Source organism: Martinezella lusitana, assembly GCF_016901135.1.
GTDB lineage: Bacteria > Pseudomonadota > Alphaproteobacteria > Rhizobiales > Rhizobiaceae > Rhizobium > Rhizobium lusitanum_D.
On the sequence record NZ_JAFEVL010000075.1, the window covers coordinates 569792 to 582197 of the forward strand.

Annotated in this window: 11 protein-coding genes; 6 read left to right on the forward strand and 5 right to left on the reverse strand. The window is 60.4% G+C overall.

The window, feature by feature from the left end; translation table 11 throughout:
- Nucleotides 1–48: 48 nt before the first annotated feature.
- The 5 genes from JTP94_RS34540 to copC all read left to right on the forward strand — a co-directional run bounded on the left by JTP94_RS34540 (nucleotide 49) and on the right by copC (nucleotide 3753).
- The gene (locus JTP94_RS34540; RefSeq protein ID WP_204854884.1) at nucleotides 49–465 is read left to right on the forward strand and encodes a hypothetical protein; all 417 of its coding nucleotides are present in this window, start codon (nucleotides 49–51) and stop codon (nucleotides 463–465) included.
- A gap of 232 nt (nucleotides 466–697) precedes the next feature.
- Nucleotides 698–2065, forward strand: a complete 1368-nt coding sequence (locus JTP94_RS34545) for a PepSY domain-containing protein (protein WP_204854814.1) — start codon at nucleotides 698–700, stop codon at nucleotides 2063–2065.
- A 56-nt stretch (nucleotides 2066–2121) separates the two neighbouring features.
- Nucleotides 2122–2619: a copper chaperone PCu(A)C gene (locus JTP94_RS34550; protein ID WP_246755448.1), complete on the forward strand. Its 498-nt coding sequence runs from the start codon at nucleotides 2122–2124 to the stop codon at nucleotides 2617–2619.
- A 49-nt stretch (nucleotides 2620–2668) separates the two neighbouring features.
- On the forward strand, nucleotides 2669–3256 hold the full coding sequence (locus JTP94_RS34555; protein WP_204854885.1) for an SCO family protein: 588 nt from the start codon (nucleotides 2669–2671) through the stop codon (nucleotides 3254–3256).
- Between the two features lie 128 nt (nucleotides 3257–3384).
- Nucleotides 3385–3753 (forward strand): copper homeostasis periplasmic binding protein CopC, encoded by a 369-nt coding sequence (copC, locus tag JTP94_RS34560; RefSeq protein ID WP_204854816.1) that lies wholly within the window; start codon nucleotides 3385–3387, stop codon nucleotides 3751–3753.
- Between the two features lie 67 nt (nucleotides 3754–3820).
- On the opposite strand, the gene JTP94_RS34565 is transcribed toward copC, so the two are convergent.
- From JTP94_RS34565 to JTP94_RS34585, 5 genes are all read right to left on the reverse strand, one after another.
- The gene (locus JTP94_RS34565; protein ID WP_204854817.1) at nucleotides 3821–4522 is read right to left on the reverse strand and encodes a polysaccharide deacetylase family protein; all 702 of its coding nucleotides are present in this window, start codon (nucleotides 4520–4522) and stop codon (nucleotides 3821–3823) included.
- Nucleotides 4523–4533: 11 nt separating this feature from the next.
- Nucleotides 4534–5376 (reverse strand): glycosyltransferase family 25 protein, encoded by an 843-nt coding sequence (locus tag JTP94_RS34570; protein WP_204854818.1) that lies wholly within the window; start codon nucleotides 5374–5376, stop codon nucleotides 4534–4536.
- A 122-nt stretch (nucleotides 5377–5498) separates the two neighbouring features.
- Entirely contained in the window at nucleotides 5499–6116 is a 618-nt protein-coding gene (locus tag JTP94_RS34575; RefSeq protein ID WP_204854819.1) for a hypothetical protein, read from the reverse strand.
- 286 nt (nucleotides 6117–6402) lie between these two features.
- Entirely contained in the window at nucleotides 6403–8343 is a 1941-nt protein-coding gene (locus JTP94_RS34580) for a DUF882 domain-containing protein (RefSeq protein ID WP_204854820.1), read from the reverse strand.
- A 175-nt stretch (nucleotides 8344–8518) separates the two neighbouring features.
- Nucleotides 8519–10087, reverse strand: coding sequence for a sigma-54 dependent transcriptional regulator (locus tag JTP94_RS34585; protein ID WP_204854821.1), 1569 nt, complete (start codon nucleotides 10085–10087; stop codon nucleotides 8519–8521).
- A gap of 218 nt (nucleotides 10088–10305) precedes the next feature.
- On the opposite strand from JTP94_RS34585, the gene JTP94_RS34590 reads away from it, so the two are divergent.
- Nucleotides 10306–12153 carry a M3 family oligoendopeptidase gene (locus JTP94_RS34590; protein WP_204854822.1) on the forward strand — a complete coding sequence of 616 codons (1848 nt, stop codon included), beginning with the start codon at nucleotides 10306–10308 and terminating at the stop codon, nucleotides 12151–12153.
- Nucleotides 12154–12406: the final 253 nt, after the last annotated feature.

Below are 12406 nucleotides of genomic sequence, written 5' to 3' on the forward strand. Positions count from 1 at the left end.
CATTGAGCTGCAGCGGCGAATGTCGTAAGTGCTACCTCCTGGAAAATGATGGGGAGAACCGTGCGGAAGCGAACCTTTGGGACAACGCAATGGCTGGTGCGCATTCTATGCGCCGTCGCATTGCTGTCCGTCGGCTTCGCCCATAGCCCGGCTGTTTCCAGCGCCGCGGAACTGACCCCCGTCGAGCTTGCCCAATACCGCCTGCCTGATGGTACCCTGCCCGTCCTCTGCGTCACCGAAAAGACGCCTGACGGCAAGGAGCATAGCAAGGCCTATATGCCGGGATGCGAGGCATGCCGCATTTCCGCCGCCGCCCTGCTTCCCACGCCGCCGACCGATATCTGCGAACACCTTGCCTTCGTCAGAGAAGATGTCGTTGTCGCCAGAAACGAGGCGTTCCGCCGGCAACTCTATCCGCCGAATAGCGGCCCACGCGCTCCCCCTGCTCTCCAAGCCCTTGCCTGAGCCTGTGTTGCGGCCAATGCCGTAACGCTAGTCGTCAACGGCGGCCGAACCACGCACGAGAGCTGCTCGTGCCGGCTGCGGGTGAGATGTCTCCTTGCCGATGTCCCGACACACGACGGATCTCTTCATTGTCCGCTCCGCAAGCGACATCGGCGCTGGCCGCCACTCCCGCAGACAGGCGCATCTCTCGAAACGGATCATTCCGTGTCGCCGGATCTTTGGGGAGTTCCTCATGTCTGCCTTCACCATGGCCGAGCCCACTGCGACCACATCAGACCATATCTCGCTCTATCGAGCGATCTGGCGCTGGCATTTCTTCGCTGGCCTGCTCGTCATCCCATTCCTGCTCAACCTGGCGATCACCGGATCCATCTATCTCTTCAAGGATCAGATCGCCGACACCTTCTATGCCCATCGCAACATCCTCGCCGACACAGGCGCGATGCTCCCGCCGCAAAAGATCGTTGATGCGGCATTGGCAGCAGCGCCTGGCGCCACGGCGATATCCTATCGCGAGCCAGCGGCGGCAGATCGATCCGCCTTGGTGACGGTGTCGAAGGGTGGCCAATCGACGCTCGTCTATGTCAATCCGCACAATGGCGAAGTGCTCGGCTCGGTCGGCTCGAAAGAGGAGTTCAGCTGGGTCGTCAAACGCATCCATAGCCTCGAATATTTCGGGACATGGACCAACCGCATCATCGAGATCGTCGGCGGCTTCGCGCTGATACTGGTCGTGACGGGCATCTATCTCTGGTGGCCGCGGCGCCAGACGGGCGGCGTCCTCACGGTTCGCGGCACCCCTTCCCGCCGCGTCTTCTGGCGCGATCTCCATGCCGTGACCGGCGCGATCGCCGGCATCGTCATCTTCTTCCTCGCCTTCAGCGGCATGCCCTGGTCGGGCTATTGGGGCGCCAACGTCAACGCATGGCTCACATCGCAAGATTTGGGCTATCCGGCAGCCCTCTGGGACGAGGTGCCGAAATCGAAGAAAGTCACGCAGGATATCGTCAGCCGACCCGGCTGGATCGTCGAAAATGCGCCGGTGCCGCTCTCCGACGCAGCAACGGCATCGAAGCCGATCGGGCTGGACAAGGCAGTCGAGATCGCCAGAGAACTGGGCGTAGCTCCCGGCTTCAGCATGGCCCTTCCCTCCGACGAAACGGGCGTCTTTACCGCCTCGATCTTCCCCGCCGATCTCTCCAAGGAACGCACTGTTCATATCGACCAATATTCCGGCAAGCCGTTGGTCGATCTTTCCTTCGATCAATATCCGGCGCTCGGCCAGGCAATCGAATGGGGCATCAACGTCCATCAGGGACAGGAATGGGGCCTCGTCAACCAATTGCTCATGCTGGCGACCTGTATCGCCATTGTCCTCAGCTGCGTCACGGCAATCATGATGTGGTGGAAGCGCCGGCCGGCCGGCCGTCTCGGCGTGCCGCCCATGCCGCCCCAGAGGTCCGTCTATATCGGGCTGTGGCTGATCGCGATCGCCTTCGGCGCCGCCTTTCCGCTAACGGGTCTCGCCGTCGTCGCGATGCTGCTGACGGATCAGATCATCATCCGCTTTGTGCCGCCGCTGAAACGCTTCTTCTCATGAAAGGCTGCGCGGCAGAACCTGCCGCGCAGCACCCAGATCCCCAGAGGAAACCGATCATGAACCGATTTATCAGCTCTTTCGTTGCTGCCAGCCTTAGCCTTGCCGCTCCCGGGCTCGCTTCCGCCACCGAGGTAACGCTTGGAAATCTCAAGATCGCCGCTCCCTATGTCAGGGCCATGGTGCCGGGCGCCGAGGTCGGTGGCGGCTACGTGACCATCACCAATTCCGGCAGAACCGACGACCGGCTGATCGCAGCCAGCTCGTCGAGAGCTGTCAAAGTCGAGGTCCATGAGATGAAGATGGATAACGACGTCATGGTCATGCGCAAGCTTAAGAATGGCCTGGCGCTGCCCGCCGGCAAGACTGTCCAACTGAAGCCCGGCAGCTATCACCTCATGTTCATGGATGTCATCGACCCGTTCAAACAGGGCGAGACGATCAGGGCGAAATTGACCTTCGAAAAGGCCGGCTCGATCGATGTCGATTCCCCTGTGGGTTCGGCGGTCGCCAGCAAGGCGGACAATGGAGGCGAGCATGCCAACGCAGCTGAATGAACGGCGCGGCAGCCGCCGCGCCTCCCTTCAGGCCACGCAGGAGAAGGCGATGTTCACGAAAGAATGGTCGATCCCCGCGATCCTGACGGTCTTTCTGCTCAGCGTCTGCGGCTTGATCGCCTACTTCACATGGAGCCTGATGGCAAAGGCGGCGGAGGACCATACCGGCGGCTCTTTCAACCTTATCGACGACCGGGGCCAGCCTATGACCGCGCAAGCTCTCAAGGGCCACCCGTCACTCATCTACTTCGGCTATACCCATTGCCCGGACGTCTGCCCGACCACGCTGTTCGAAATGGCCGGCTGGCTGAAGACGCTCGGCCCGGAGGCGGACAAGCTGAAAGCCTATTTCTTCTCCGTGGATCCCGCGCGCGACACGCCGGATATCATGCGCAAATATACCGGCAATTTCACCGATCGCATCACCGGCATTACCGGCAATCCGACCGAGATGCAGAAGGCCATCAAGGACTGGCGCATCTATGCCAAGAAGGTGCCTTCGCCCGACGGCGACTACACGATGGATCACACCGCCTCGGTTCTTCTCGTCGATGCCGATGGCAATCTGCGCAGCTTGATTGCCTATGGAGAGGACAAGGACATCGCACTGCAAAAGATACGCAAGCTTCTGAAATGAGCGGCGTCAAGCCGCTCCGCACCATTCCCCTAGGCCGCAATCCGAACGGGATATTCCAGGCGACAGCTGTCGCCGCCCGAACCTGCCGCAAGGCCCCTGCGGCGCCTCAACCCAAAAGGAAGACCGACATGTCCCGGATGAAGAAGCTTCTCCTCATTGCGGCCACGGCCAGCATCGCTCTCGCAGGCCAGGCCTTCGCGCACGCCCATCTCAAGTCCTCAGTTCCCGCCGCCGACAGCTCCGTCAAACAGGCACCTTCGGAGCTCGACCTCACCTTCAGCGAAGGCTTGAACCTGAAGTTCAGCGGCGTGAGCATCACCGGCCCGGACAAGAAAGCCGTCAAGACCGGCGCTGCCATGCTGATGGATGGCGACGCGACGCTGATGGTACCAGTCAGCGACAAGCTGGCTCCCGGCAAATACACCGTGCAATGGCACGCGCTTTCGACGGACGGCCACAAGACCAACGGCAGCTATAGCTTCACCGTCGCACCCTAACCAAGTATCTCCGGGGCGGCTGACAGCTGCTCCGGCGACGTGCACCGGACAGGGTCGATGTTGCCAACTATCCGAACACGCATTTCCTGACGAAATGCAGCCAGCTGTCGTTGCGCCGAACGGTCATCCGCGGCAGGCCGAACGGGTCGTCGCTCGGGCGCGCCCGTCCCCGCCGCGTCGTGGTCGCAGCGCTATAGCCGGCCTCGTAGGCCAGCACCCGATCGAGCGGTGTTTCGTCGCCATAGGGGAAGCAAAAGGACGACACGCCCTCGTCCAGCAGGTCTTCAAGCATGCCGCGCGAATGGGAGATCTGGCGACGCGCCTCCTCCATCGGCAATTGCGGGAGATGGACGTGGTCGAGCGTGTGCGAGCCTACTTCGTGCCCGAGGCTGCACCACCGGCGCAATTGCTCACCCGACATGCAAGGGGCAGGCGCCACGCCAAGCGGTACGTCCCAGACATTGCTGCCGCCGATCTGGTTCACGACCACGAAATTCGTGGCGGTGAAGCCGAACTCCTGCAGCACGGGCAAGGCATTCTCATAGACGTTCAAATAGCCATCGTCGAAGGTGATGGCGGCAACCTTGCCGGCCTTCGCTCCTGTGATGTAGGGGAGTGCATCGCGAAGCGAAAGCCCCTGAATTCCAAGCCTTTTCAGCCATTCCATCTGGCGATGGAAGGCTTCCGGGTGGACGACCATGCTTCTGAACGGCGCCTCGCGCGAAGGCGGCACCGCAATCTGATGATATGCGAGGATTGGAACGGCCAAGTTTGATCTTCTCAGATGGAGCGGCGCCAACGCAGCGCAATTCTTGCACGATAGAGCGGCCGCAGCATCTCTCTGGAAAGCTTCTCCATCAACGTCTTGCGTCTCTTGATGGTGCTTCCGCCAAGCTGCGAGGAGATCTCATGCACACCACCAGGCAGGACCGCAAGCGGCGATATATGCGTGAACCAGCTCATCTGCACGGTCGTATCGACCGGCCGGTCGAAAAGGGTGGTCGCCTTGAGCAGACGGATAGCCGCATCACGGCTCACAAGCTGCGCCACCATGCCGAGGCCGACGCGATCAGGCCGAATGACGTTGATCTGCCCCTCAGTCAGAACGCATTTGCCATGTTCCTTGCCCATCCGGAAGGGGAAGCGGACGAACGCACGTGGCTTGAGACAAGCCTTGGCGGCTGCGAAAGCCGCATGAAAGGATTCGTCGATCTCCACATCGTCCTCGAAGATGAGGCCGGCATCGATGCCCTGCTCGACTATGGCAGCCCAAGCCTTGCGATGCGACAGGAAGCATGCGATCTCGCCGATGCTCATCTCGAACGGATAGGACGGCTTATGAAGCCGGCGACGATACACCCGATCTATCTCGGCATCGGTCAGGCAATCTCCGTCGACCGCCTCTATGACTTCGCTCGGAACCGGCAGCATTGCCGCGAGTCTTTCGACCTGTGGCATGCGATCGTGAGCGCGATCAAGATGGATGATGAAGCCGCGGATGACCGGTTGTCTCGGCTCGTCCAGGCTGGCGCCAACCGGATTGGAAACGTGATCGAATCCGAATCCCGTATGAGCTCTTTCGAGCGGCATCGCCGAAGACGGGCTGAATTCGTAAGATTGCATCAAACATACCTCGGTGACATCTGTCACGAGGCTGTAGCAATCGTGAATGAAGGCGGGCTTAGGCAAACCTGAGGCGAAGCTGAAAAGTATTGTTTTCAATCATTTGCATGGTGAAGGTGGTGCTAGACGAGCAGGCTGATGTTGCCGTTTGCTATCCTGTCTTCGACCCATCGGCGTTCATTGAGCCAGGCATGGCGTTTCCACCCCTCCCAGCTGAATCCGCACAGTTTCACGTCCCATTCGCAGGCGGGCAGCATCGAAAGAACATATCGGATGCCAAAGAAGCCGGTGCTCGGGAAGACTTGGCACATCCTGCATTCCGGCACGCCGAGCTCCGAGCAGCCGTCGATGTAGAACTGGGGTGGCATCACCCGAATCTCCTTGCCGGCAGCGCCGACCAATTCGATCGTTCGCAGCGTCCAGTCACTCCGCCTGCCCTTCAGGCGCGAGAGGAAATTGGGCTTGGGGTGATATTTGCGGATGATGTCGGGGTGATAGGCAAGCACGACCTCCTTCGCCGCCTTGAACGTGGGGCTTGCCAGAAAATTCGGGTCGGTCAGTCGACGCTGCATCGGCTTGCTCGAGGCTGCGAGCATCAGAATATCCGTGCGCGAGCCGCTCATGCCGATAGACGCCTTCGGCTCGTTGAAGCGCATTGCAAATTGCGCACTGTCCACAATCTCAGACAGGTCGCGAGTAAGCTCGCCATTGCCGACGATGATTGCCGTCTTTCGGTTCAATTGTGAATATCCAGCCCTTTTCAGCCTGTCGGCCTAATCGCGCTGAATGACGCGAAACTGAGCAGTGGGTGACGTGGAAATGAATAAATTCTGGCACGAACCTGAAAGTCGAAGCACTGTCACCTGCATGCAACAGCGGCGTTGACAGCAGCTATCTCATCAAAGGGTCGCGCGGGATTGCCCAGCCGATGCCTTGCGTATCGACGGTACTCAATCTGATATCATGCTTGAGATGGGATAGAAGCCCGAACAGGCTTCCGAGATCGCTAAGCGGAGAGACTTCCGCCTACTCGACCGAGTTGAACTTCTTCACCTGAAGGAAGTTCACAGCCGAACCGCTGAAGCGTTCCGGATCGATGGAAGCCGTCTGCACCTTGAAGCCATCGGTATAGACTGCCGTCGGCTGCGCGCGAAGGGTCGGGCTCACGAAACGCGGCGCCTTGACCGGGCGGTTGATGATTTCGACGCGAGCCTTGGCAATCGCCCACTGGGAAATCATCTTCTCGGTCAGCTTCGGTTCAGTCGTCACCGTGGCGCGGCCGGCATCGGCTTCGGCTGCATCCTGCTTGTTCGGACGGCCTCCCTTGGCCGCGATACCGGCGGCAATCGCTCGTTCCTGCGGCACCGGTTCAAAGCTATCGTTGAAGCGGCGGCTGCTGGCCTTGACCTCGTTCTGGATCGGCGCCAGCGCGGCCACCTGCATCGGCATCCGTTGCGCCGGCCGCTGCTGCGGCAGAACCGCCGCGATCGCCTGCATGGCATCATTGCCGGCAGCCACACCATTCGCAGGGGCAACCTGATCCTTGGATGCAACGTTGTTAAGCGGCGCGCTCACCGGGACCGCAGCATTCGGATCCGACCGATCGGGGCGGCTCTGCTCGAGAGCTGCGATGACGGACGGAGAGAGCGTACCTGCATCAGCCTGATCGTCGACTGCCTCCTGATCCGCATCCGCGGAGGCCAGCAGGCTTTCGGCAACTTCGGGGCGCTCTGCCGGGACAGGCACGGCGGCCGTCTGGCCGCTCATACCAGCGTCGACGGATGCCGTCTCGGCATCGCCGGGTGCGCGGCGGTCAAGCAAGGACGGTACAGGAACGCGATAGGAACGAAGATCGGCATATTGCGACTGATCATCCGTAGTCGGCATGGCCGCCGCAAGCGCATCCTGAGCGGCGTTGTGCGACGACGACGATACGAGAGCGGAAGCAACGTCGCTGCCCGCAGGCTGATTGCCGAAGGCCGGGCGAACCTGCGGAACCGGTGCGTTTATGCTGGCAACCTGAACCTGGGCGGGCGCAGGGGCCGCGCTACCGTCACCCTCGTCGGTCGCGGTCGGAGCCGGCTGGCTCTTTCCGGAAACCGAAGCAACAGCCACCGGCGCCGCGCCCTCATCTGCATTGTCCTCCACCTCATCCGCACCGCCGCCGCCAAAGAGACGGGCGAAGAAACCACGGCGAGACGACGAGGAGCTGGCGATCTGGATATCGGACGACATGCGGCGCTTATAATCGGCAACGGCCTCCTGATAGCCCGGCAGCGGCCGACCATCAGCAGGGATATGCATGGTCTTGCCGTCCGGGAACAGGCGAACGAGATCCTGGCGATCCATGCGCGGCCATGCGCGCACGCCGCCGACATCCATGTGCACGAAGGGCGAGCCCGAGGTCGGATAATAGCCGACGCCGCCCTCCTGAAGCTTCATGCCGAGCTCGCGCAGCTTGGTGAGCTTGACGTCCGGAATATAGAAATCCATCGCGTTGCCGAGCATATGCTGGCTCTTCTTGGCAACGCCCGTATGGGCCGTGCGCGTGCGCAGCATCTCGTTGGTGCCCGGCGAACGGAATCCGCAGATGACGTAGATGAACTCGTGCGAACCGCTTTCACGGTAAACTTCCCAGATCAGGTCGAACAGGCGCGGATTCATCTTGGTCGGCTGGTTCTTGCGCCAGTCGCGCAGGATACGATTGAGCTTCTCCAGACCGTCCGGATCGAACTTGCCATTGCGCTTGTAGGTGATGACGGCCTTTTCGCCGGTGTGGACGTAATAGATCTTCAGGCTACGGGTCTCACCGCCCGCCTGGGAGGGAGTACCGACGAAAACAGGTGTAGAAACAGCCAAAGCAAGGAGGCCAACGGCTACTACCTTGGCCACCTTGCTAAATAGATCAGAGCACGCAGAATGCCAGCTCAAGCTATTGCGCTTGGTATTTCCACTCAGATTCGGCAATTCGATCCCCGTCCGACAGACAATGTCGCATCGTGTTCCAAATGGCTGTCAATTGCGGTGACACGATGGCAAAAATGCCACACATGGTCGCCCTCTTCATACATGGTGAACGATGCACTAACAAGTGCTTTACGACGGGTAACAAAATATGCTTGCCTAAACGTTAAGTCAGTGCTCATGCAGCGTTTTTTTGCGGGTCGTCCGGATCTATCCCGTAATCTTTCAACTTCCGATAGAGAGTTGAACGCCCGATTCCGAGTTTTCTTGCTACTTGACTCATCTGACCTCGATAGAATTTGAGGGCAAATCGGATCAGCTCCTCTTCGACATCCGCTAGTTTTCTGACGTCTCCGGATATGTTGGTACTGACGATGACGTTGTCTGAAGCAGTGGCGGATTCATCGAGCGCGGGAAGCGGCAAGGTTGCAGTTGTATCCTGTGAAAAGGCGCGCATGCCGCGCTCGCCTCTCTCGCCAACGGCATCCATCTGCGAATTATCCACAACTAAGGTCGGATGCTCGGCGGTAAAATAACCGGGCAGTTGAGCGGCGATCTGCGGGAAGTCGGTATCCTGCAGCTCCGATCCTTCGGCCAGGACGACGGCGCGGAAAACGGCGTTTTCGAGCTGGCGGATGTTGCCGGGCCAGTCATAGGCCGTCAGCAGAGCGAGCGCGCTATTGCTGATCGAGAGCGGATAGTCGAGCTTCTGTTCGAGCGCAAAGCGATCGGCAAATGCGCGCGCCAGATGCGGAATATCCTCCTTGCGACGACGCAGAGCCGGCATGGTGATCGGGAAGACGTTGAGGCGATAATAGAGATCCTCGCGGAAGCGCCCGGCCTTGACCTCTTCGATCAGGTCCTTGTTGGTGGCGGAGATCAACCGGACATTGACTTTCTGCGCGACGCGCGCGCCGACCGTCTCGATTTCCCCCTGCTGCACGGCGCGCAGCAGCTTGACTTGGACTTCAAGCGGCAGGTCGCCGATCTCGTCGAGGAACAGCGTGCCGCCGTCTGCTTCCATGAACTTGCCGACATGGCGCTCGGCCGCGCCGGTAAACGCGCCCTTTTCATGCCCGAAAAGGATGCTCTCGACCAGATTGTGCGGGATGGCACCGCAATTGACCGTTATGAACGGCTTGCCGGCACGATCGCTGGCGGCCTGGATGGCACGCGCCACAAGCTCCTTGCCCACACCGGACTCGCCTTCCAGCACGACTGGAATATTCGATTGTGATGCACGATGCGCAAGATCGAGCACCCGCATCATCGCAGGACTTGCCGAGACGATGTCGTCGAAAGTGACCGCGCTCGAGCGGGACCTGCGCCCGGCGCGGGCCTTTGCCTCGCGCTGATCAAGCTTCAGGGCGTTGATGATCGAAGCCGAAATGCGCTCGGGAGACACGGGCTTTACGACGAAATCGAAAGCGCCGGCCCGCATGGCCTGCACCACGGTGTCGATCCCGCCCTGCCCCGTCTGCACGATGACGGGCAGATCGATACCCGTGTCGTTCAGCGCGCCCAGAAACTCGATGCCGTTCATTTCGGGCATCATGAGATCGAGCACGATCACATTGATCTGATCGCTATTGCGCTTCAGAACCTCGAGGCCTACGCGGCCATTCTCAGCCAGATGAGCAACGTGTCCGTGCCGCTCGATGGCATTCTTCAGCAGACGACGTTGAATCGGATCATCCTCAACAACGAGAACCTGCGCGCCCCCCTTGGCGCTATTATAAACGGTCATTGGTGCCTCACTTCATGCGAAACCTGACACGAACATTCGCAGAAAGGCTTGAACATGAAGTTTTGCCAAACCATCGCATTTTAATCATTATGACGAATGTACTATCGCCGATGGTTCAACCGTCGGTGCGGGGAAATCAGGCTTGCAGCCTGCTTTCCAGCCGAATAGACACGGACGAACCGGATGTTCCGCAATAAAATGCAGAGGAAATATCGCCCATGAGCCCGACGTCGCTCTATCAATCCCTTAATTTTTCCACGAGCCAGGCCGCCACCGGCAGCGCGCTCGGAGACCTGCCCGCCTGGAAGCTCAGCGATCTCTACCCTTCCGCCACGTCAACCGCCTTCACCGGCGACATGGAAAAGGCCGGCAAGATGGCGGTCGCTTTCGAGGAGAAATGGAAGGGCAAGCTTACGGATGCCGCCAGCAAGACCGGCGATGCCGGCATCGGAGCTGCTCTGAAGGAGTATGAAGCGCTTGATGATATCATGGGCCGGCTCGGCTCATTTGCCGGCCTTACCTATTTTTCCAACACCAGCGATCCCGCCAACGGCAAGCTCTATGGCGACGTGCAGACGCGGCTGACGGACTACGCCGCCCATCTCCTGTTCTTCCAGCTGGAGCTGAACCGCATCGACGATGCCGCGATGGACGCCTGCATGGCGAACGATCCCGCCGCCGGCCACTATCGCCCCTGGATCGTCGACCTGCGCAAGGACAAGCCCTACCAGCTCGAAGACAGACTGGAACAACTGTTCCTGGAAAAATCCATGACCAGCGCCGCTGCCTTCAACCGGCTGTTCGACGAGACGATGGCGGAGCTGCGCTTCGATATCGACGGCGAGAAGCAGCCCCTCGAAGTCGCGCTGAACATGCTGCAGGAACAGGATCCGGAAGCACGCCGCAAGGCGGCCATGGCGCTTGCCGCAACCTTCAAGGCCAACCTGCGCACCTTCACGCTGATCACCAATACGCTCGCCAAGGACAAGGAGATTTCCGACCGCTGGCGCGGCTTCGCGGATATCGCCGACTCAAGGCATCTGGCCAACCGCGTCGAACGCGAGGTGGTGGATGCGCTGGCCGCCGCCGTGCGCGAAGCCTATCCGCGCCTTTCGCACCGCTATTACAAGATGAAGGCCAAATGGCTCGGCATGGAGCAGATGAACTTCTGGGACCGCAACGCGCCGCTGCCGGAAACGCCCAATGCCCTGATCCCCTGGAGCGAGGCGAAGGAGACGGTCCTTTCCGCCTACGGCAAATTCGCCCCCGAAATGGCTGCTATCGCCAAGCGCTTCTTCGATGAAGAGTGGATCGACGCGCCGGTGCGGCCTGGCAAGGCGCCCGGTGCCTTTGCCCATCCGACCGTGCCATCAGCGCATCCTTACGTGCTCGTCAACTATATGGGCAAGCCGCGCGATGTCATGACGCTCGCGCATGAGCTCGGCCATGGCGTGCATCAGGTGCTGGCGGGCGGCCAGGGCGCATTGATGTGCCAGACGCCGCTGACTCTTGCCGAAACCGCCTCCGTCTTCGGCGAGATGCTGACCTTCCGCGCCCTGCTCGACAAGACCACAGACAAGCGCGAGCGCAAGGCGATGCTCGCCCAGAAGGTCGAGGACATGATCAACACGGTCGTGCGCCAGATCGCCTTCTACGAATTCGAGCGCAAGGTGCATACCGCCCGAAAGAATGGCGAGCTCACCGCCGAGGACATCGGCGAGCTGTGGCTTTCCATCCAGGCGGAAAGCTTAGGGCCGGCGATCAAGATCTCGGAGGGCTATGAGACCTACTGGGCCTATATCCCCCACTTCATTCATTCGCCCTTCTACGTCTATGCCTATGCCTTCGGCGATTGCCTGGTGAACTCGCTCTACGCCGTCTATAGCAATGCCGAAAAGGGCTTCCAGGAGAAGTATTTCGAGCTGCTGAAAGCCGGCGGCACCAAGCATCATTCCGAACTCTTGAAGCCCTTCGGCCTCGACGCCACCGATCCGTCGTTCTGGAGCAAGGGACTGTCGATGATCGAAGGGCTGATCGACGAGCTGGAAGCGCTAGATAAGAACTGAAACTTCGCCTGCTCGCAGGAGCAGCAGGTCAGGCAGGTCTGCCATCGCCGTATCCTCGCGCATGGCCCCTCACCCCGACCCTCTCCCCGCCGATGCGGGGAGAGGGAGCTGCGGCAGCAGCCTTCGCATCATTTGGGCACGAATGGTGCGGCAAATGCCGGATCGGTTCCCTCTCCCCGCTTGCGGGGAGAGGGCTAGGATGAGGGGCCAGGCGCCTAGTTGCGGCACGCACAACCCAGCCTGACAATCGACA

What these genes read in the sequence shown, in the direction of transcription:
- JTP94_RS34545 (WP_204854814.1), top strand. Translation starts at nt 698, where the DNA reads ATGTCTGCCTTCACCATGGCCGAGCCCACTGCGACCACATCAGACCAT.
- JTP94_RS34570 (WP_204854818.1), bottom strand. Translation starts at nt 5,376, where the DNA reads ATGCAATCTTACGAATTCAGCCCGTCTTCGGCGATGCCGCTCGAAAGA.
- JTP94_RS34550 (WP_246755448.1), top strand. Translation starts at nt 2,122, where the DNA reads ATGAACCGATTTATCAGCTCTTTCGTTGCTGCCAGCCTTAGCCTTGCC.
- JTP94_RS34540 (WP_204854884.1), top strand. Translation starts at nt 49, where the DNA reads ATGGGGAGAACCGTGCGGAAGCGAACCTTTGGGACAACGCAATGGCTG.
- JTP94_RS34585 (WP_204854821.1), bottom strand. Translation starts at nt 10,087, where the DNA reads ATGACCGTTTATAATAGCGCCAAGGGGGGCGCGCAGGTTCTCGTTGTT.
- JTP94_RS34555 (WP_204854885.1), top strand. Translation starts at nt 2,669, where the DNA reads ATGTTCACGAAAGAATGGTCGATCCCCGCGATCCTGACGGTCTTTCTG.
- JTP94_RS34590 (WP_204854822.1), top strand. Translation starts at nt 10,306, where the DNA reads ATGAGCCCGACGTCGCTCTATCAATCCCTTAATTTTTCCACGAGCCAG.
- copC (WP_204854816.1), top strand. Translation starts at nt 3,385, where the DNA reads ATGTCCCGGATGAAGAAGCTTCTCCTCATTGCGGCCACGGCCAGCATC.